Genomic DNA, 20,851 nt, shown 5'->3' with positions numbered 1-20,851 from the left:
TGAAATGATGATTCCTGCAAGTTATACATTTAGAAATGTCACGAAGCACAAGGTCACCTCGACTCTGACAATCTTCGGTGTCGCGTTGGTTGTGTTCGTTTTTGCGGCGGTATTGATGCTGGCACACGGCCTTCTCACTACATTGGTATCGACCGGAAGTGATGACAATATTGTCATTATCCGCAAAGCTTCCCAGTCGGAAGTTACTTCGATTATTATGCGCGAGCAGGCCGATATCGTCTCGACGTTCCCCGAGATCAAACTTGGACAAGACAACAAACCGCTCTTCACCAATGAGCTGTATGTCCTGATAAGTCTCGTGAAGCGAGACGATGATGGCAGTTCAAACGTTACAGTTCGCGGCGTTACTGAGAAATCACTTGAAATGCGTCCCGACATCAAAATCACGGAGGGCCGCATGTACAAGCCCGGCACTGCCGAGATCATTGCCGGCAAGTCGATTGCCAATCGTTTCAAGGGTTGCCAAGTTGGCGAGACTGTGCGTTTCGGTTCACGCGACTGGACAGTGGTTGGATTGTTTGATGCACAAGGCTCTGCATTCGACTCAGAAATCTGGGGCGACATCGAGCAGATGATGGATGCCTTCCGCCGTCCGGTTTACTCATCGCTGACGATGAAACTTGCGGATCCTTCGAGTATGTCCGCAGTGACCTCGCGCATCGATGCCGATCTGCGATTGCAGCTTGAGGCAAAACCGGAGAAGGAGTACTACGCGGCACAATCGACAGCGACAACGCAATTCATTACTTATGTCGGTGTTGCGATCTGCGTGATATTTAGCTTCGGAGCAATTGTCGGCGCGATGATCACCATGTATGCCGCTGTTGCGAATCGTACCAAAGAGATCGGCACCCTGCGTTCACTTGGCTTCAGCCGGTTGAGTATCTTGATGACATTCCTGTTTGAAGCGTTCGTCATCTCACTAACCGGTGGTATATTGGGACTGGTCGGCGCCAGTTTCCTGCGTTTTGTCGAGGTCTCAACGGTGAATTTCAATACGTTCTCTGAACTGGCATTTAATTTCCGATTGAACATCCCGACGATGGTGGTTTCCATACTATTTGCAGTCATAATGGGCTTCTTGGGCGGTTTCTTGCCGGCAGTTCGGGCGTCACGCCTCAAAATTGTCGACTCGTTGCGCGCAACTTAGTCCACTTTTTTGCCGATATTAATCCTGTTGACACTCATTTCGCAGGATGATATATTCGATTAGGATTTCACTGGGACATGGTGAAATGGTATCACAACTGACTCTGGATCAGTTTTTCGGGGTTCGAATCCCTGTGTCCCAGCCAATTAACTCCCCTTCAATAACTTAGCAATTCAGATCTCGCCGGTACTACTTGAAAGTTGGAGATGTGATGCTGTTTGTTTGCTCACTCACTTTGTGTTTGAAGACGTTTCCTTAGATCGGGCGATCTCCTTTTTATCGCCGCCAAACTGAATTCCGATCCCTTTTAGAAATTCATAAGGCGGCTCACCGCCTGCAAACACAAAGACATAGTCGTTCACAAGCGCGAGTTCACCAGATTTTGTCACGAGTACGACTTTGTCGGTGCCAATCCGTTTGACTTGCGAATCGAACACCGCTTTGATTTTGCCGCTTTGAATCAACTTGGTAACGGCGGTCTCGTTCTTCTTTTTTATTCGATAGAACGCGTCGCGACGATATGAGATAGTGACGCGATTGTTGGGCTGGCGAGCCAGTCCGACTGCTGCTTCGATAGCCGAATCTCCGCCACCAACAATCAGTAAATCGCGACCATTGTATGATTGGGCATCGACCAACTGATACATCACTTTGGGGAGTTCTTCGCCGTCGACATTCAATTGGCGCGGTGTGCCGCGACGACCAATCGCAATCAGAACATTTGAACAAGAGTAAGTAGAGCGATTGGTTGAAACCGCGAAGCCGATTGGATCCGAAGCAACACCAATCAGCTTTTCGTTACTGTGAAAACTATCAGCGATCTTCGTCCGCAGTTGATCCCAGAGATCAATGAGAAATTCCTTGCTATACTCGTCCTTCTTGAGCTGACCGTATATGGGCAAATCCAACGGCTGTGTCATCACCAATTTGTTGCGCGGGTAATGACGAATCGCTCCGCCCAGATCATCTTGATCGATTAACAAGTAGCGCAGTCCAAGCTCCTGCGATCGCAGAGCTGCAGTAATTCCGGCTGGGCCGGCGCCAACAATCACAACAGCGTATTCACTTCGCATTCCCTGGGTGCGCACTCGATCCGCAATTGTATCAATGACCAGCTTGCCATGACTCACGGCATTTCGAATCAGTGAAATTCCGCTTAACTCGCCCGCAACGAAAATGCCGGGAACCGTTGTCTCCATCTTCTTGCTCAGTATCGGAATATCAGGACGGCTGCGGACATCGCCGAGTCCGACCTTAATGGCTCCAACCGGACACTCCTTTTCGCAGGCGCCATGTCCAACGCAGCGTTCTCCATTGATAATTGTGGCGACTCCGTGTACGATGCCGATCACGTCGCCTTCGGGACACACCATTGTACATGTTCCACATCCGATGCAGAGGCTGGAATTTATGAACGGGAATTGGGAACGTGGTCGATCAATTCCCAAAGCGCGAGCTTCCGCCTTGCGTTCGGCAGCAAGCTTGCGTTCGATCAAGAACTTGCGGACGTACACGCCGATGATGATCGAAGAAATCGCAATTGTTATGACCCATGTATAGACTGATTCCACGTTAACCCTCAATCACTTCCGAATCAAAAACGTCTGCCGATTTCGGCGCGGAAAGTATACCCGTCTGTGTCGTCGCCGGAATTCTGCTGAAACAGCAGATCCGCATACCAATTTCGAATGGCTTCAAGGCGAAGAACTCCTTCCCACCATTTATTGCTGCGGGAATCCCCGTTCAAGCTAAGATCATATCGATACAGTCCATTTGCTGCTTCCAGAGTCAGCACCTCCCCGAATCGTTGCGCCACCCGGATGCTGTAATTGTAGCCGTCGTTTGTCGGACCGTTGAACTTGGAGTAGCGTGCGCTGATCCGAGTTTGAGATGTTGGAATTCCCGACTTGCTCGCATAGAAAACCAACGATACGGTCGGATCCGGGTCATCAGCTGCTTTGCGGTATCCGATCTGCGAATTAAAATTGAGCTGGAACGGCAGGTTGAGATACAGGTCCGCTCTTGCACCGCGCCGCAGTTGATCGTCAAATAGACTGTCAGCAATCGATTGTTGGACGTATGTCCAGTAGTTGCGGCGTGTATCGTAGGACGATCCAACTGTAACTTGCTTGCTGATACGCCAACGTGCACTCAAGTACACACTTGATACTTCCAATCCAGCACCGCTTCGCTCTTTCCGCCAGCCGCGATTCAAGTCGACTTCAAACTGGTTGCTGAACCAAAGGCCTCTTCCAACTTTTAATGAGCCTTGCAAATGCAGTAGTTCGCGGCTGATACTGCTGCCGTGATACTCGCCGGCGAAGGCTGCATATTGTTCAAACTGCGTGGCATTGTTACTGCGGACTTCGTAGCCGACATAGCCGCCATATTTCTGAAGCGTAATTTCGTCGGATGAGTACTGCCAACGCGGTTTGACTCCGCCCGATAGTCCGATATGCCAGCCCGATCCAACATGTCGATCAATTGCGGCGCCATCGACATAGCCGACGCGAGTCAGATGTCGCGGCAGGATTCTTCCGACTTGGAAGGAAGTCGTATTGTCGACACCGTCGTAGGACAAAGACAACTCATATATGCGGTTGTCCCATTCGCTATTCGAAGCGCCGGAGGAATAACTTCTCGAGCGATCGTCATATTGCCCGCGCGTGCGAATGACCAGCGTCATCGGTTGAGACCATAAATTGTTGGCACGGAGATTGAGGCGCATAGTCGATTGGCTGAAGTCAAGGCCGCCGCCAGACTCATCATGTTGCTTCATCCACTGAAGCGCAGCCGAACCATACACGCGGGTAGCCTTGTTATCGCGTTTGGTCCGAGTGGTCGTTGTTAATGGTGCGGTACTTGGGATAGTCGCGGTACTGGTCGCATCGCTGTCGGCGGGCGCCGTTTCCACGCGCTCCACCCGACTGACCACTACAAGAATCTGACCCGTCTTGAGTTCTGCTTCTCCGCTGATGATCTTGCAAGAAGCGGAGTGATCGGATGCATAAGCAACTTCCAAAAGGACGACAAGACTGTCACCGAGATACAACCCTACCCGGTCACCTTGCACAAGGCCGTCTGCTTTGCCGCCCTCAAGATACACTCGATCAATTGAACGGTATTTAACTCGGTACTCGGTTGGAAGTGGCGTAGCCTGTGAGTAACACTCAGTCGAGTGCGAAAGCACCAAAGTGACAACGGCAAATAGTATGGCGTTCCAGATTGATCGGCGCGCCATCTATTCTCTACCGTCCGGATGGCAATTTAAGCAGGCTGCACTTTGCCAGGAATATCCGGGGCGTCCACGATGTTTGTCGTTCATTTCCGTCTGATTGTGTTCATGGCAGAAGATACATTCAAAGACAGCATAGTTGTTAGGGTTGACGTGGCAGTCATTGCAGTTATCCCATGCCTCACGATGCTTGCCCGAGTAGATGGGGAAGTACTGGGAATCGTGATCCCAATCTGCCGGCGTCCACGCCGTCGTTGAGTGACAGGTTTGACAGTCAGTCGGGAAGTTTGCTGCAGAGTGACTCGGTGTCGTGGTGCCATTGTATGTATCCTGATGACAGGAGAAACACAAAGTCGGCGTTGCAACATAACCGCCCGAGTGGCAGGCGATGCACATGAGTCCGACATGTGCGCCCGTAAGCGGGAAGTTGGTCGTGCTGTGATTGAAAGTCGCCGGCTCCCAGGCAGTGGTCGTGTGACACTCTGTGCATAGATGCGAAAAACCGTTCGTGACGTGATTGGGGTCCGTCACCGCCGCAAAATCGCCCTGGTGACAGCTATAACAATCAGCCGGAGTATTGGTATATCCCGCGGAATGACACGCGACACACTGCAATCCGGTGTGCCCGCCCGTCAGAGCGAACCCTGTCGTGTTGTGATTAAACGTCGAGGGAGCCCAGGCGGAAGTCGTGTGGCAAGTCACACAGTTATGGTCAAAGTTATTGGTCGCGTGGTTCGGATCTGTGACGCCTTCAAAATCGCCTTGATGGCAGGAGTAGCAGGCCGCGGAGGTGTTTGTGTATCCCGATCCATGACATGAGAGACACTGCAGTCCGGCGTGCCCGCCAGTCAACGGGAATTGAGTAAGATTGTGGTCAAATGTCGCCGGAGTCCACGCTGTGGTACCATGACAATTTGTGCAAAGCTGATCAAAGTTATTCGCCACGTGGTTCGGTTCGGTAACTGCCGTGAAGTCACCGGAGTGACAGCCATAGCAAGTCTGGCTGGTTCCGACATATGTTTGCGAGTGGCAAGAAATACACTGAAGCGAAGTATGTGCGCCGACCAACACAAATCCGGTTGTCGTGTGGTTCCAGTTTGCCGGCTCCCAATTAGTGGTCCCGTGACAGGTCGAACAGTTATTGTCAAATCCAGCACTTGTATGATTCGGATTGACGGCGGCAGTAACATCGCCCTGATGGCACGAAATGCAAGTGTTCGGAGTATTGACATACCCGGAGGTGTGGCACGTTATGCAGTCAGTCGTAGCATGCGCCCCGGTCAACGCAAATCCAGTCAAGCTGTGATTGAAATTGCTCGGTTCCCACGCTGTGGTCGAGTGACACGTGACGCAGTTGTGGTCAAAGTTGTTCTGTTCGTGATCCGGATCGGTCGTGCTGGTGAAATCGCCACTGTGGCAATCAAAGCACAAATTCGGCGTACTCACGTAACCGGAAGAGTGGCAAGAAATACACGCGAGCGAAGTGTGAGCCCCTGTCAGTGCGAAGCCGGTTGAGCTATGATTGAAATTGCTCGGTTCCCACGCTGTTGTCGAGTGACACGTGACGCAGTTGTGGTCAAAGTTATTCTGTTCGTGATTGGGGTCGGTCGTACTGGTGAAGTCGCCGCTGTGGCAGTCAAAGCACAGACTTGGAGTGTTAGTGTAACCGGTTGCATGACACGAGATACATGCCAACGATGTATGCGCACCCGTCAAATTGAATCCTGTTTGGTTATGATCAAAGTCGGCAGGCTCCCAAGCTGTTGTCGAGTGGCAACCTGTGCAATCATTCGAGAAGTTGTTCTGCTCGTGGTCCGGATCGGTCGTCCCTGCAAAATCCCCACTGTGGCAGTCGATGCAAAGTGACGGGGTGTTGGTATAGCCAGCGGAGTGACACGAAATGCAGTTGGCGGATGTGTGCGCTCCAGTCAAGATGAAGCCCGTACTTGAGTGGTCAAATGACGAAGGCTCCCAGGCCGTCGTCGAGTGGCAACCTGTGCAATCATTGGAGAAGTTGTTCTGCTCGTGATCCGGATCGGTCGTCCCCGCAAAATCCCCACTGTGGCAGTCGATGCAAAGTGACGGGGTGTTGGTATAGCCAGCGGAGTGACAAGAAATGCAGTTTGCCGATGTGTGCGCTCCGGTAAGGATGAAACCCGTAGTTGAGTGGTCAAATGACGAAGGCTCCCATGCCGTCGTCGAGTGACAACCTGTGCAATCATTGGAGAAGTTGTTCTGTTCGTGGTCCGGATCGGTCGTCCCTGCAAAATCACCGCTGTGGCAGTCAATACAAAGTGTCGGCGTGGTGGTGTATCCGGCCGAATGACACGAAATGCAGTTTGCCGATGTGTGCGCGCCGGTAAGAATGAATCCCGTGGTTGAGTGGTCAAATGACGAAGGCTCCCATGCCGTCGTCGAGTGACAACCTGTACAATCCTTGGAGAAGTTGTTCTGTTCGTGGTCCGGATCGGTCGTCCCTGCAAAATCCCCACTATGGCAGTCGATACAAAGTGTCGGAGTGTTGGTATAGCCCGTCGAGTGGCACGAAATGCAATTTGCCGATGTGTGCGCGCCGGTCAGGATGAAACCAGTGGCTGAGTGGTCAAATGACGAAGGCTCCCACGCTGTTGTGGAATGGCAACTTGTGCAGTCGTGGTCAAAGTTGTTTATCACGTGGTTCGGATCTGTTGCTGATGCAAACGCTTCGCCGTGACAATCGAAACACTGTGTGCTTGTCCCAACATAACCCCCGCTATGGCAGGAGATACAAGCCAATGGCTGGTGCGCGCCCGTCAATGCAAATTGGGTCTGGTTGTGGTCAAATGTCGCCGGAGTCCAGGCCGCGTTTGAATGGCAGGAAAGGCAGTTGTGATCAAAATTGCCGCCTTCGTGATCCGGATCGTCCGCCTGTGCGAAATCGCCGGAATGACAAGAAAAGCACTGTGGCGAGGTGTCGGCGTATCCGCCTGAGTGACAAGACTGGCAATCAAGTCCAACGTGACCGCCTTCGAGAGGGAATCCGGTAAGTGTGTGATCATAACCGCGCGGATCAACCGGTACCCAGCCCGCCGTTGTATGACAACCGGCACAGTCGTGGCCAAGTCCGTTAGTTACGTGATTAGGGTCGGTTGCTGCCGCAAATGACATCTGATGGCAGGAGTAACAATCGTTGACTGTATTGGCAAAGCCGCTACTGTGGCACGATTGACATTCCAGATCGATGTGTGCACCGTTAATAGCAAAACCGGTTTGATCGTGATCAAATTCCGCAGGCTCCCATGCTGTCGTGGTGTGACACTGCTGACAATCGTGACTGAAGTCCGCTGCCTCATGGTCGGGATTGTCGGTTGCGGCGAAGCCGCCGCCATGACACGAATAGCAGTCTGAAGCAGGTATTCGTGTAGCCGTCGCTGTGGCAGTTCTGGCATGCCAATGTCGTGTGTGCGCCGGTAAGGGCGAAGCTCGTCGCACTATGGTCGAAATCGGCCGGCTCCCAAGCGTTCATATTGTGGCATGTCGTGCAGTCGTGATCGAAATTTCCCGCCGTATGATCGGGCTCGTTTGCGTCAGCAAACGCTGAACTGTGACAACTGAAGCAATCACTTGCCGTGTTTGTATAGGAACTGCTGTGGCAATCCTGGCATTCGACTTTTGTGTGCGCACCTTCGAGTGCAAAGCTGGTCACGTTGTGGTCAAATGTTGCCGGTGTCCACGCAGTCATCGTGTGACAAGTACTGCAATCTTGTGAAAAATTCGCGGCTTCGTGATCTGGGTCTGGTGCACCGAGATAATCGGCGCTGTGGCAAGAGTAACAATCAGTCGGCGTTCCGGCAAACTGGGTCGCATGACACGAGGCGCAGTCAAGACCCTGATGCCCGCCTTCAAGTATCGGGGTTGGGGGATGGTCGAATCTTGCCCCTTCCCAAGTAACTGCAGATGAACGATGGCATTGTACACAGTCGCTGTCGAACCCCGCCAGCACATGGTTGGGATCGGTAGTTGTGTTGAAGTCGCTCTCGTGGCAAGATTGACATTCCGCCGAGGTGCCGGCATACTGCTCGCTTAGTTGACCCTGATGGCAGGACTGACAATCGACAATGGCGTGAACTCCCATTAATGGAAATCCGCGCGTTGCGTGGACCTCGAAAACTTCTTGCTCGTTCTGCCATCCGCGAGTGGTGTGGCAATTCTGACAGGTTGATCCTAATTGCCCGTTGTGCGGATCAGCATGGCATGAAGCGCATTCATCTGGAGTTTTCGCGAAGGTGAGATCGTTATGGCAGGCAATACACTTTATCTGTTTGTGTTTACCGGACAAGGGAAATCCTGTTTCGTCGTGACGGAACTTGGTGTCTGTCGGAATCTCTTTCCAGTTTCCGGTTGAGTGGCAGGTCGCACAATCGAACTTGATATCGCCGTGGGGGTTATCACCCTGGGCGATCGCAAGAATTGTGAGGCCGGCGGCGAAAGCAATTGTCAGGCAGACTCTTAAGAGAGTCATCTTGACACCATCCAGATTTAGAGTTTGCCGGTCTTTGTATCGTGGCAGTCTTTACATTCAGTACCTAATGGCTTGTATCGGACCAAAACAGTCGATTCTTGAATGACATTTCCATGACATTGGTTGCATGGCACTTTCGCATGCGCACCATCAAGACGATACCGCGAGTCTCGGTTATGGTCAAATTTCGAGGCCTTCCAGTTGTCAGTCTGGTGACAACGGTCGCAAGCAGTCTGTTCATTAACAACAAACTGCCCGCCATGAATATCTTTATGACATTCGTTGCAGATTCTTGGCAGTAGCTCGAAAGTCAGAAGTGATACATTAGTTTTATCATTTTTGTTCCCGTGACAATCGAGGCATTTGACACCTTTATGCCGCCCGGTGAGCGGGAACTTGGTCGAGTCATGCGCAAAAACTGATTCCTTCCAGCTCTCGACATTATGACAGCTTTCGCAGCCGCCGCTGCCTACCCACTTGTCTACCTTGCCATTGTGAGGATCCCTATGGCATGATTTGCAAGCAACATCATTGAAAGCGAATTTGTACTGCCGTGATGTCTTGCCCGTTGGCGTAGTCACATGACAGCCATCGCAAGGAACCGCAATATGTGCGCCTCGAAGTGGATAGTCGCAACTATCGTGTTGTTCAATAGTAAATATTCCGGGACGAAATCCATCCACATTGTGACAACGTTCGCATTTGGCTCCGCCGGGACTTTTCACGAATGCGCCTTGGTGGAAGTCAGCGTGGCAATCGCTACAGTTCGAATAGGCTAACATTTTGCGAGGTTCTTCCTGCTTGTGGCACTTCGCACACTGCAGCGGCGCATGCCGTCCGATGAGTGGGAATCGCGTTTTGCTGTGATCGAATTTGCTATTGTTAACCGTTCTCCAGCCTCCGGTATTATGACACCCGGCACAATCCGGTCCAAGGCGATTGGCGTGCGGATCCTTGTGACAGGAACTACATTCGGAGTAATTGAGGCCCGTAAACTTCTGGTACGATGTGTCAGCAACCACCGACTTATCGCTAAGAGCAGGATGGCACTTCGCACACTCGACCTTCTGGTGCTGGCCCGAGAGTGGATACTTTGTCATCTGATGATCGAAAGAAATAGCTGGTTTCCATGCCGTGTTAGAATGGCAGGATTCACACTTTTCGGAAACCTGGCCGCGATGTTCGTCAAAGTGGCAGCTCTTGCACTGCGTCGAAAGTCCGAGAAAGGTCCGGTTCGGATCTTTCCGCACATCACCTTCCTTCAAGTCAGGAACAACGTTCTTGGCTATATGACATTGCCGACACTGTAGCGGTTTATGCGCTCCGCTTAGTTCGTATCCCGTAAGCGAATGGTCGAAAGCAGCTTCACCGTCTTTCCAATATATCAAAGCAAATTCACGACCATGGTGCTCGACATGGCACTCTTCACACACTCTGTATTGATTGGTGCCGTGGAGGCCGTCGAGTTCGTTGAGTTGTTTCTGGATTAGTGTGTGGCAGGTCAAGCAATTCGGACTAATCTGTTTTCTGTCGGAACCGTGGCACGCGCGGCAGTTGTCGAGACCCTCGAGGTGACTGTGTGCCTGCGAAAGGTCACCCGGAGATAATTGTGCAAACGCCGAGGCTGACATTAAGATAGTGACGGCCACAATTACTCGCCAACAATTGAGCGATCTCATGCTTTACGATAACCCTGCAAATCCTGTCCAGAAGGCAATTCCGATGTGAACACCCATAATCAGGTACATTATTATAGCAAACGGCTTGTGAACGACATGCCAATAGTGAAACACTTCGCGTGTTCTGTCCAGCATCTCAATTCGTCGCGCAAGCGAGGCGCGCTCGAGAGCGAGCCGGGCAAGTTGCTTTAGTCCGCGGTCAACAGAGGCAAACGATCTCTTCATCTCGGACATTAGACGACGTGCAAGCATCGGTCGGGTGATGTCCGCGATGATTGCCCCAAACAGAAGCCTGACAAACGAGCCTTCAGTTGAGATTAGTCGTTTCGCCAATGTCTCAAGCTGAGCCAATTGTTCCGGCGCCAGTCCATATTTGTCCCTCAATACCTCTGTCGTCAACTGCATCTGTTTGTCGATTTCGGCCATTGTCAATTCGTCCCCCTCCTGATTGCGGGGAATAAGCTGATACAGATACCGACCTACGTAACCACTCAAAGCAACGGCGATCATTGACCAAAACGCCACAGCGATCAGGCCTTGCACCTTGAATGACGAATGAAGAATGATGAACAACGGCCCGCAGACGCCAAGATAAATATGTAGTTTCAGCCAATTACGCAGCGTGACGCTCTTGCCGAGCAGCTTGGTGCGCTTTCGAAGAGAGTAGGTTAACATCAATATCATCATTGCCGAGCCGACATAGCCAAATACTATACCAAGACTTCCTGCCGGTCGCAGCGCACGATAGTCCTCGTGATGCGGACGCTCAATGTAGGGTGTGCCGTAATAACTCGAACCGGAGGCGAGATAGTAGACAATCGACAGCAAGGTCAGGATATACAGAATGATTAAGAATCTTTTCATCGGCTCCAAACTCGTGTAAACATTCTACGTTAACGGCAATGTGATGCGTTTTACACGATTATCGGCTGTTTGGACCATAAAAATGAACCGGCCCAAGAAATTTGCACAAAGAGACCAAGTGACTTAGAGAGGGCTGTGTGGAATCATCGTGATTCATCGCGAAGGCGTTGAATCTGATCGACTACTCGATTGTGCGGAGCCGGTATCCGATTCCCGGTTCTGTGGCGATTAGATCTTGCGGAATCGACGCCGAATCTAGCTTCTTTCTCAACTGCCCAAAATACACTCTCAAATATTGTCGCTGCTCTACAGCGGATGGCCCCCAAACCTCTCGCAAAATCTGAGTGTGCGTTACGACTCTTCCGGCATGGCGGGCAAGAAGCCGCAAGAGATTGTACTCGGTGGCTGTCAGATGCACCATCTCGTTATCCACTGTTACGATGCGGGCAGCGAAGTCAATTTTGAGCGGACCCGATACAAACACTGACGATTCTTCACCGGGATGTGCATGTCTAAGCGCGACTCGTACCCTTGCCAGCAATTCCGCCGTGCTGAACGGTTTGGTCAAATAATCATCTGCGCCGGCATCAAGGACTTTGACTTTATCGACGTCATTATCTCTGACTGTCAGGACGATAATCGGAATCGAGGACCATTCGCGAAACCGACGGATGAATTCATCGCCGCCCATGTCGGGCAATCCGAGATCGAGAATGATGACTTCGGGCTTGAATGCCACTGCATCGCGAAGACCGTCGTTTGCTGTCGCTGCATCAGCAACATGATATCCGTCCGCTTCAAGACAGACTCGCAGTAGTTTGCGAATAGCCGGCTCATCATCAATGACGAGGACTTTGATTTGGTTGCTCATAGAGTTGTCTCCCCGGAAAGACCCGACGGTTGGCTCTTCGTCGGCAAGTCGATTGTAAACTCGGCGCCGCCGATACTGCGATTGGCTACTCTAATTCGACCTTTGTGCAATTCGACAATATTCTTTGCAAGCGAAAGCCCGAGCCCGATTCCACCGGAAGGACTATCGGGAAGCCGCCGAAACTTCTCAAAGACGTTTTCTAGCTCTGAGGACGGAATACCAGGTCCCTGATCCGCTACGGCGATAGACAGATACTCCTCAGAAGTCGTCGCGGAGATCTTGATGCTGGAGTTCATGGGCGAGTACATCGCTGCGTTGCGCACAAGATTGGAAAGCGCATGCATTAGCAAACCGAAATCTCCATTGAGTAGAATTGAATGTTCATCAGCTTGGACCTTTATCTGGCGCTCAACTAACAGACTCTGATTTTGCTCCACAGTTTCCTTGATCAACTCTTGAACGTCAAACCACTCGAGATTCAACCTGAGTGTTCCTGATTGCAGTCTTGACATGTCGAGTAGATTCTCGATCACATGGTTGAGTCGATCGGCCGAGGCCATGATTTCTTCAGCCAGTGTGTCGCGATTTTCGCTATTCGATTGCAGCTTCGGGTCGCGCAGAGCCGCGGCAAATCCGATTATGGAAGTAAGCGGTGTGCGCAACTCGTGCGAGATTGAGTTAAGCAGAGTCTGATGAAGTTTTTCGGATTCCTCCAAGAGAGCCAGGTCGCGATTCTGCAACTGAAGAACCTCACGTTGGACAACGACTGCAGTTTGGTGGCACAATGCGTAAAGCAGATCGTTCTGATCGCGGGAAAGTTCAGTCGGTTCAATCGGGCGGAACAGAAGTACTCCAAGTTTTTGTTCACCTACCTGCAATGGAATACACAGCGAGCGAACTTGCGAGAGCGTTTCCGTCGACCAACCGGCCGGTTTGCCATTTTCGAAGACCCATGCTGCGACGGCCCAGTCGTTGACGTCCATCTCAATAGCATTTGTACGAGTTGTTCTGTCCAATCTCCCACTCTTGATCTTGGGAATCAATAGGCACGATCGCGCTTGAAACAACCGTTGCGTTCGGCGGTCAACCTCTTCCTCAATTTGCTCCATCCCCTGAATTTCGACCAGAGACCGGACGAAATCGAAAAGCACCTGCGTCCGCATTTCACGTTGGCGCAACAATCTCTCATGATTGATCCCACGCGCAGTCAATACACCGGTGATAGTGGCGACCACAAAATATGCTGTGAACATCATGAAGTCTTCCGGTGCGCTGATTGAAAACGTGAATCGCGGCGGAATGAAGAAGAAATTCCACATTATCGCGCTGAGCGTAGCGGCAGTGAACATCGCCGCGAGAGAACTGCGAAATGCCAAGAACAGAATTGCCAGCAAGTAGAAGAAGCCTACTGCGCGATATCCGATAAGCGGCGCAAGAAACCAGTTCAATACCGACACTCCCGCTACAGTGGCGAGCGCTGTCAGAATTGGTGCGAAGTCTACGCGTGGTGGCGCGATGATCGGTTTGCGCAGCGACTCGCTTATCTCAAGATGCGGACGGATAACATGAATATCGATGTCGAGCCGGAGACGCACAAGTCGATCGAGAATCGTTCCGCCGCCAAAGAGATCGCGCCAAAAACGACGGTCGGGCCGCCCAACGATGATCTGCGTGGTGTCGCGCTCGCGAGCGATTCGCGCAATCGCGGCAACAGCATCCGGGTCGGCGGTTGTTACAACTTCGGCGCCTAACTCCTGCGCTAACCGCAGATTCTTAAGAAGTTGCTCTTGATCTTCATGAGAAAGCGTTCTTCCGGTTTCGACATTGAGAGCTACCCACGGTGCGCGCATCGCGCTTGCATGGCGTCGCGTCGCACGAATCAGGTCTTCAGAAAACGGACTGTGACTGACAGCTACCAGCAGTCGCTCAACTGTATTCCAGCGGCCGGAAATGAGCAGGCTTTGGCGAAGGCTCTGTAGTTCATTTTCGACACGCTCGGCGGTTGCCCGCAATGAGAGTTCACGCAATGCGGTGAGCGATTCCTCTTTGAAGAAATTATCGGCGGCAGCTTGCTTGCGTTCTCCTAAGTAAACCTTACCTTCGCGAAGCCGTTTCAACAACTCTGCCGGAGAAATGTCAATCAATGTAATTTCATCAGCGCGTCGAACCACGGAATCAGGCACGGTTTCCCGCACCGTCACGCCCGTTATGCGTCTAACGACATCATTCAGGCTGTCGAGATGCTGAACATTCAGCGTCGAGTATACATTGATGCCGTGTTCGAGCAGCTCCAGAACATCCTGATACCGTTTGTGATGTCTTGATCCGGGAACGTTGGAGTGTGCAAGCTCATCAACGAGCACGAAGGCTGGCTTTCGTGCAATTATCGCATCAATGTCCAATTCTTCAAGTTGCGTTCCCTTGTAATCAAGGACGCGGCGCGGAATAACGGCAAGTCCAGTCAGCAGTGCTTGTGTCTCAGCCCGGCTATGAGTCTCCACAACTCCAACGACGACATCGGCTCCGTTAACATGAAGCTCTTGCGCGGCTTTCAACATGGCGTATGTCTTGCCGACACCGGCGGACATACCAAAGAAAAGGCGCAGTTTACCTGCGCGCTCTCTGGCTTCATCGTTTTGCAGCGCCGTCAGAATGCGCTGTGGATCTGGTCGATCGTGGTCTGTCATTTTCTTACGCTTAAGAATAGCGAATCAACAGCAAGATTCAACAGGAATACATTCACACGTGGCTGACCTATAAATCCGAAACTATAGGGTTCAACTCGCATTTCAACCAACTGCTGAAGCTGTGCCAGTTTCTCGGAACTGAGTCCGCGCACTCTCGCAACACGGTCAATCTGGTAGCGGGCAGCTTCAGGCGAGATATGCGGATCGAGTCCACTACCTGATGCCAGTAGCAAATCGTCCGGTGGTTGTGCGCCGCCGTTCGCCTCGGTCAATAGCGCCCGACGGGATGTTATCTGTTCAAGTAGAGCCTTGCTTGTCGGGCCAAGATTTGTGCCGCTTGATGGTTGGGGATTATAGCCGATTCCGGAGGGACGTGGCCAAAAGTACGAAGAATCGGCGAACTCCTGAGCAATAAGCTCCGATCCAATCAACTTTCCACCAGAGTAAGTCAGGCTTCCGTTGGCTTGATGAGGGAATAGTGCCTGCGCTGCCCCCAGCATGATCATGGGGTAGAGCACGCCGGTCACAACTGTCATTACGATGATCAGTTTTGCTGCTATGATAAACGTCTTCATTGAAAATCCACTCTTAACAAGTTATGAGATTAATCCCAATTGGGTAACAATAATGTCGATGAACTTGATTCCGACAAACGGTGCAATCAAGCCGCCCAATCCATAAATTAGGAGGTTCCGTCGCAGTACGGCAGCCGCTCCCATGGGCCGATACTTGATTCCTTTCAAGGCAAGCGGAATCAGAGCCACGATAATCAGCGCATTGAAAATCACGGCGCTAAGAATTGCGCTCTGCGGTGACTCAAGCTGCATGACATTGAGCTGTGCCAAAGGTCCAACCGATCCGGCAGTAGCATACAACACACTGAACATCGCCGGCACGATGGCAAAGTACTTGGCCACGTCATTGGCGACGCTAAATGTCGTTAATGCTCCGCGCGTCATAAGCAACTGCTTGCCGGTTTCCACGACCTCTATCAACTTGGTGGGATTCGAGTCAAGGTCAACCATGTTGCCGGCTTCGCGCGCGGCCTGCGTTCCTGTATTCATCGCCACGCCAACATCGGCCTGTGCAAGGGCCGGGGCATCGTTGGTACCGTCGCCGGTCATGGCAACCAGATGTCCGTTTGCCTGCTCTTCGCGAATGCGATTGAGTTTGGCTTCGGGACTGGCTTGCGCCATGAAATCGTCAACGCCCGCCTCCGCAGCGATTGAAGCTGCCGTTAGTGGATTGTCTCCTGTCACCATAATTGTGCGAATGCCCATGGAGCGTAATTGTGCGAATCGCTCCTTGATTCCGCCCTTAACGACATCCTTGAGATGCACCACGCCGAGAACAAAGTGTTCTTCGGAGACTACCAGCGGTGTGCCGCCGGACTTTGAAACGGCCTCTACAATCGGATTGATCTCCGAAGGCCAAGTGCCGCCGTTGCTTTCGATGTGATTCTTGATCGCGTCGCCCGAACCCTTGCGCAAAGTGCGTACCGGTTCGTCGCTTTCCAGCACATCAACACCGCTCATGCGCGTCTGCGCACTGAAAGGAACAAAACGCGCAAGATGCGGCGGCAGATTCTCTGCACGCAGACCGAATTTCTCCTTTGCCAATACGACAATCGATCTGCCTTCTGGAGTTTCATCGCTCAATGAAGCCAACTGCGCCGTTTCAGCAAGGGTCTGTGCCGGCACTCCGGGCACTGGTATGAATTCCGTTGCCATGCGATTGCCAAAGGTGATCGTACCTGTCTTGTCCAGCAACAGCACGTCAACATCGCCAGCTGCCTCAACAGCGCGGCCACTGGTGGCGATAACGTTCTTTCTGATCATGCGATCCATACCGCTGATTCCAATCGCGCTAAGCAGTCCGCCGATAGTCGTCGGGATAAGACACACCAGCAGTGAAACCAAGATCGGAAGCGTTACAACCGCCGACAAATCCTGGGCCGCTTCATTGCCGCTGTAGTCCGCGAACAATTTGAGCGTAGTGACAGCAAGCACGAAGATTATGGTAAGCCCTGATAACACCAGGCTCAGCGCGATTTCGTTCGGCGTTTTCTGCCGACGAGCGCCCTCGACAAGGCCAATCATGCGGTCAAGGAAACTCCGGCCCTGCTCTGCCGTTATCCTTACCACAATACGGTCGCTGATTACGCGCGTTCCGCCGGTCACTGCGCTGCGATCTCCGCCCGATTCACGAATCACCGGCGCTGATTCACCGGTAATCGCCGATTCATCTACCGACGCGATTCCTTCGACAACCTCGCCGTCACCGGGAATAACATCGCCTGCCTCGCACACTACCTGATCGCCAAGTTTGAGAACTCCTGCATTGACCTTTTCCTCGCGGCCACCGGCGGTGAGTTTTCGCGCAATGGTTGCCGTCCGCATGCGTTTCAGGCTTTCGGCTTGCGCCTTTCCCCGGCCTTCGGCAACTGCTTCGGCAAAATTCGCGAATAGCAGGGTAAAGAACAGCCACAGGCAAATCTGTAGATCGAAGCCCGAGTAGTTTCCCTTCATCACATTCACGACAAAGCTTATCGCCGTGAGTATCGTTCCGATAAGAACGACGAACATCACGGGATTTTTAATCTGCGCCTTTGGATTCAATTTACGAAAAGCATCAATTGAAGCTTGTCGCAGTAGTGCGCCGTCTAACAGCATATTTGATTTCGTTGTTGTAGTCACTTTCCACCCGCCTAAAAAGTAGTGCCCGAGAGCATTAGTAGATGTTCAAGTATTGGCCCAAGCGCCAGTACCGGGAAGAATGTCAATGCGCCGACAATGAGAATGGTTGCAGTCAGAATCAATCCGAATGTCATTCCTTCAGTAGAGAAACTCCCCGCCGTCAGCGGTGTCGCTTTCTTTCGCACCAGACTTCCCGCGATCACCAACACCGGCAGGATGACACCGAATCGTGCTAATAACATGCAGAGTCCCAGTGCGACATTGTAGAATGGCGTGTTGGCATTCAGTCCAGCAAATGCGCTGCCATTGTTGCCGCTTGCCGACGAGAATGCATAGAGAATTTCACTCAGCCCATGAGGACCGCGATTTGCGAGACTGCTTAAGCCCATTGACGTTGAGGAGGCAAGCGCCGCTCCGATCAAGATGAGTGCGCATGGCAAGATGATTGCAATTGTCGTCCAGCGCATTTCCAAGGCTTCGATCTTCTTGCCGAAGTACTCCGGTGTCCTGCCGACCATCAGCCCGGCCAGAAACACCGCGAGCAGCACGAACAATATCATCCCGTACATTCCGGCCCCGACGCCGCCGAAGATGATCTCGCCCAGCATGATGTTGAACATCGCGATACCGCCGGTAATCGGCGACATGCTTGAGTGCATGGCGTTCACCGAACCGTTGGACGCTACTGTTGTGAAGTTGGACCAGATGATGCTGTTCACGATTCCGAATCGCGTTTCTTTGCCTTCGAGGTGTGCGACTCCCAGCGCGCTGTTGTTCGAGAATTCGGCGTATGCAGAGAATCCGATAAATGCAATCAGCATTATCATCATCACACCATACAATACCCAGGCATGCTTACGAGAGCCGACCATCAAACCAAAAGTGTACACCAGCGCCGCCGGAAGCATCAGAATCGCCAATACCTCGAACCAGTTGGATATCGGCGTTGGGTTCTCGAATGGATGCGAACTATTAGTATTGAAGAATCCACCACCGTTGGTGCCGAGTTGCTTGATTGCAATTTGCGAAGCTGCCGGTCCCATCGGCAAAATTTGTTCTTTGCCTTCGATGGTCGTCGCCATTTGGTAGCTGTCGACATTCTGTATTACACCTTGTCCGACGAGTACCAATGTCCAGACGATTGCAAGCGGCAGGAGGATATGCACGGTCGACCGTGTCATGTCGGTCCAGAAATTGCCCAGTGTGCCAGATGTTTTTCTCGAAATCCCGCGTGCCAAAGCAGCCAAAACCGCAATGCCGGTCGCAGCGCTGACAAAGTTCTGCACCGTCAACCCGATCATCTGAGTCAAGTAGCTGAGCGTCGTTTCCCCGGCATAAGCCTGCCAATTTGTATTGGTCGTGAAACTGATAGCAGTATTGAATGCGAGATGCCATGACGTCGCCGGAAGATTCTGCGGGTTGAGCGGCAACAAGTGCTGCAGCATCTGGAGCAGAAACACGATGACAAATCCGCAGAGATTGAATAGCAACAGCGCCGAGGCGTATTGCTTCCAACTCATCTCTGCTTTGGCGTCAATGCCGCTTACTATGTAGGTCAGATTCTCTAACACCTGAAATGGTCGAAGGTACTTTGCTCCCTGTCCGGTCAGGATGTTGTAGCAGAAACGCCCAAGTAGGGGAGTCAGAATGATCAGTGCCGCGATTAGAGCGGCAATCTGCAAGAAGTCATTGGTAATCATGTGCTACATCTCCTCAGCCTTGAACAGGCAATACACGAGGTAGATCAGAAGCAGCACCGCTACAATTCCACCTAACCAGAATTCCATAATTGTCACCCGAATAATTTAGAAATACAAAGGTTGGCTTTCGAGACCTTCTCGAAAACTCAGTGTTATTAACGACGATTAAAAATTACTCGATAGTAAAGACACTACTTGGAAGCGTAAAGAAATCGTAAAGTAAATCTGCTTAAGTCGGTGTGGAAAAGAACAGGGAGTTGATTGCCTGCTATCCTATTGCGTTCTCGCGATATGACATCACGCGAAGCATCGTGCTGACAATTTTGAAGGAATTGGCTGAGGCTACTTTGAGGTACTCGTCGAAGTCATCGGTCGCGCCGTCGCCGCCGGTGTCGGAAATCGTTCGCAGGATCGCGAACTTCACATCGTTGACAAAGCAGGTGTAACCGACAGCGGCACCTTCCATCTCAGTGGCAACCGCGCCGAATTCGCGCTGTAACCAATCAATATCGCGTCGGTCCGTGATGAACTTGTCTCCGGAACAAATCGAACCAACGATTAAATGCGGAGCGTTCTTGTCATTCTGGAAGATATCGTCATAAGCATAGCACATGAATTTGATCAACTTCGGATCCGGCTCGAGCAATCGACCGATATCCGGCAGTTCACCGTGGCGGCGGCCAAACGCGGTCAAATCGAAATCATACTGCACGACATGATTCGCGACCACTAAGTCGCCGCGCCGCAAGTTCGAAGTCAGTGCGCCGGCCAGCCCCGTGAAGATGATCATGTCGATATCAAAACGATCGATCAGTATCTGCGTGCTGATAGTGGATTTCACTTTGCCGATTCCTGCCTGCAGCAACACAACTTCCTGCTCGTTTATCGTTCCGACATTGTATTCGGTTCGGGCGTAACTGTAGGTTTTCTTGATCTCCATGTTCTGCTTGAACAATTCGATCTCTTCCGCCATCGCTCCAATGATACCAATCATCTTGATTCAAACCCTGCGATTACGGTTCTGGCATACTCAATGGCCCCGAAAAGGGAATGGTCGCGATAATTTCCGCATTCCTTGGCGGTCGTTGCCGGAACATCCTCCCAAGCTGTGGCAGTTACACGCTTGAGCGAATTGACTAACGCCGTCTCTACCCGCTTGCTGTCGACTTCGCCCCAGACCGTCAGGTAGAAACCGGTGCGACAACCCATCGGCGAGAGATCAATAATGCCGTCGAGATATTCGCGCATGTAAGTTGCCAGCAGATGCTCCAAAGTGTGCAACGCGGCAGTGGGAATCGCATCTGTATTCGGTTTAACAAAACGCAGATCGAATTTCGAAATGATGTCACCTTTGGGACCAGTTTGGTGCCCCGCCATACGTACTTGCGGAGCGGGCATACTCAAATGATCAAGCTGGAACGATTCAACCTTATTCGCCATAGTAGCT

At 51.8% G+C, this 20,851-nt stretch carries 15 protein-coding genes and 1 tRNA gene; 4 read left to right on the top strand and 12 right to left on the bottom strand.

The genetic code is table 11. From position 1 onward, the window contains the following. Nucleotides 1-4: 4 nt before the first annotated feature. Nucleotides 5-1,171: an ABC transporter permease gene (locus tag IPH59_14950; protein MBK7092992.1), complete on the top strand. Its 1,167-nt coding sequence runs from the start codon at nucleotides 5-7 to the stop codon at nucleotides 1,169-1,171. Nucleotides 1,172-1,242: 71 nt separating this feature from the next. Next, nucleotides 1,243-1,316, top strand: a tRNA-Gln gene (locus IPH59_14945). An 85-nt stretch (nucleotides 1,317-1,401) separates the two neighbouring features. On the opposite strand, the gene IPH59_14940 is transcribed toward IPH59_14945, so the two are convergent. The 3 genes from IPH59_14940 to IPH59_14930 are packed head-to-tail and all read right to left on the bottom strand — an operon-like array spanning nucleotide 1,402 to nucleotide 7,877. Then, on the bottom strand, nucleotides 1,402-2,742 hold the full coding sequence (locus IPH59_14940; protein MBK7092991.1) for an NAD(P)-binding domain-containing protein: 1,341 nt from the start codon (nucleotides 2,740-2,742) through the stop codon (nucleotides 1,402-1,404). Nucleotides 2,743-2,765: 23 nt separating this feature from the next. After that, complete coding sequence (locus IPH59_14935) at nucleotides 2,766-4,412, bottom strand: hypothetical protein (GenBank protein ID MBK7092990.1); 1,647 nt, start codon at nucleotides 4,410-4,412, stop codon at nucleotides 2,766-2,768. Further along, entirely contained in the window at nucleotides 4,413-7,877 is a 3,465-nt protein-coding gene (locus IPH59_14930; protein MBK7092989.1) for a hypothetical protein, read from the bottom strand. It lies immediately after the preceding gene. A gap of 1,143 nt (nucleotides 7,878-9,020) precedes the next feature. On the opposite strand from IPH59_14930, the gene IPH59_14925 reads away from it, so the two are divergent. Together IPH59_14925 and IPH59_14920 are read left to right on the top strand one after the other, a co-directional pair. Continuing rightward, complete coding sequence (locus tag IPH59_14925) at nucleotides 9,021-9,209, top strand: hypothetical protein (GenBank protein MBK7092988.1); 189 nt, start codon at nucleotides 9,021-9,023, stop codon at nucleotides 9,207-9,209. Between the two features lie 501 nt (nucleotides 9,210-9,710). Next, the gene (locus IPH59_14920; GenBank protein MBK7092987.1) at nucleotides 9,711-10,217 is read left to right on the top strand and encodes a hypothetical protein; all 507 of its coding nucleotides are present in this window, start codon (nucleotides 9,711-9,713) and stop codon (nucleotides 10,215-10,217) included. A 372-nt stretch (nucleotides 10,218-10,589) separates the two neighbouring features. Here the strand turns inward: IPH59_14920 and IPH59_14915 are convergent, their stop codons facing one another. From IPH59_14915 to IPH59_14875, 9 genes are all read right to left on the bottom strand, one after another. After that, the gene (locus IPH59_14915; protein ID MBK7092986.1) at nucleotides 10,590-11,450 is read right to left on the bottom strand and encodes a hypothetical protein; all 861 of its coding nucleotides are present in this window, start codon (nucleotides 11,448-11,450) and stop codon (nucleotides 10,590-10,592) included. Nucleotides 11,451-11,631: 181 nt separating this feature from the next. Further along, the gene (locus IPH59_14910) at nucleotides 11,632-12,321 is read right to left on the bottom strand and encodes a response regulator (protein MBK7092985.1); all 690 of its coding nucleotides are present in this window, start codon (nucleotides 12,319-12,321) and stop codon (nucleotides 11,632-11,634) included. Then, nucleotides 12,318-15,008: a sensor histidine kinase KdpD gene (locus IPH59_14905; GenBank protein ID MBK7092984.1), complete on the bottom strand. Its 2,691-nt coding sequence runs from the start codon at nucleotides 15,006-15,008 to the stop codon at nucleotides 12,318-12,320. The genes IPH59_14910 and IPH59_14905 overlap by 4 nt, the downstream gene beginning before the upstream one ends. After that, nucleotides 15,005-15,583 (bottom strand): potassium-transporting ATPase subunit KdpC, encoded by a 579-nt coding sequence (kdpC, locus tag IPH59_14900; protein MBK7092983.1) that lies wholly within the window; start codon nucleotides 15,581-15,583, stop codon nucleotides 15,005-15,007. Before kdpC ends, IPH59_14905 begins: the two co-directional genes overlap by 4 nt. Nucleotides 15,584-15,604: 21 nt before the next feature. After that, the gene (gene kdpB / locus IPH59_14895) at nucleotides 15,605-17,680 is read right to left on the bottom strand and encodes a potassium-transporting ATPase subunit KdpB (protein MBK7092982.1); all 2,076 of its coding nucleotides are present in this window, start codon (nucleotides 17,678-17,680) and stop codon (nucleotides 15,605-15,607) included. 35 nt (nucleotides 17,681-17,715) lie between these two features. Then, nucleotides 17,716-19,404 carry a potassium-transporting ATPase subunit KdpA gene (gene kdpA / locus IPH59_14890; protein MBK7092981.1) on the bottom strand — a complete coding sequence of 563 codons (1,689 nt, stop codon included), beginning with the start codon at nucleotides 19,402-19,404 and terminating at the stop codon, nucleotides 17,716-17,718. Between the two features lie 3 nt (nucleotides 19,405-19,407). After that, nucleotides 19,408-19,500 (bottom strand): K(+)-transporting ATPase subunit F, encoded by a 93-nt coding sequence (gene kdpF, locus IPH59_14885; protein MBK7092980.1) that lies wholly within the window; start codon nucleotides 19,498-19,500, stop codon nucleotides 19,408-19,410. A gap of 172 nt (nucleotides 19,501-19,672) precedes the next feature. Next, complete coding sequence (locus IPH59_14880) at nucleotides 19,673-20,398, bottom strand: 5'-methylthioadenosine/adenosylhomocysteine nucleosidase (GenBank protein ID MBK7092979.1); 726 nt, start codon at nucleotides 20,396-20,398, stop codon at nucleotides 19,673-19,675. Further along, nucleotides 20,395-20,844: an S-ribosylhomocysteine lyase gene (locus IPH59_14875; GenBank protein ID MBK7092978.1), complete on the bottom strand. Its 450-nt coding sequence runs from the start codon at nucleotides 20,842-20,844 to the stop codon at nucleotides 20,395-20,397. The genes IPH59_14880 and IPH59_14875 overlap by 4 nt, the downstream gene beginning before the upstream one ends. Nucleotides 20,845-20,851 lie beyond the last annotated feature (7 nt).

This window comes from bacterium (assembly GCA_016708315.1).
Taxonomy (GTDB): Bacteria; Zixibacteria; MSB-5A5; order CAIYYT01; family CAIYYT01; genus JADJGC01.
The sequence above is the reverse complement of the archived record's forward strand: the minus strand, read 5'-3'. Positions and strand labels throughout refer to the sequence as shown.

Bases quoted from the DNA above. Each gene is read 5' to 3' on its own strand.
- IPH59_14950 (MBK7092992.1), top strand. From the start codon at position 5: ATGATGATTCCTGCAAGTTATACATTTAGAAATGTCACGAAGCACAAG.
- IPH59_14935 (MBK7092990.1), bottom strand. From the start codon at position 4,412: ATGGCGCGCCGATCAATCTGGAACGCCATACTATTTGCCGTTGTCACT.
- IPH59_14925 (MBK7092988.1), top strand. From the start codon at position 9,021: ATGACATTGGTTGCATGGCACTTTCGCATGCGCACCATCAAGACGATA.
- IPH59_14915 (MBK7092986.1), bottom strand. From the start codon at position 11,450: ATGAAAAGATTCTTAATCATTCTGTATATCCTGACCTTGCTGTCGATT.
- IPH59_14910 (MBK7092985.1), bottom strand. From the start codon at position 12,321: ATGAGCAACCAAATCAAAGTCCTCGTCATTGATGATGAGCCGGCTATT.
- IPH59_14905 (MBK7092984.1), bottom strand. From the start codon at position 15,008: ATGACAGACCACGATCGACCAGATCCACAGCGCATTCTGACGGCGCTG.
- kdpC (MBK7092983.1), bottom strand. From the start codon at position 15,583: ATGAAGACGTTTATCATAGCAGCAAAACTGATCATCGTAATGACAGTT.
- kdpB (MBK7092982.1), bottom strand. From the start codon at position 17,680: ATGCTGTTAGACGGCGCACTACTGCGACAAGCTTCAATTGATGCTTTT.
- kdpA (MBK7092981.1), bottom strand. From the start codon at position 19,404: ATGATTACCAATGACTTCTTGCAGATTGCCGCTCTAATCGCGGCACTG.
- IPH59_14880 (MBK7092979.1), bottom strand. From the start codon at position 20,398: ATGATTGGTATCATTGGAGCGATGGCGGAAGAGATCGAATTGTTCAAG.
- IPH59_14875 (MBK7092978.1), bottom strand. From the start codon at position 20,844: ATGGCGAATAAGGTTGAATCGTTCCAGCTTGATCATTTGAGTATGCCC.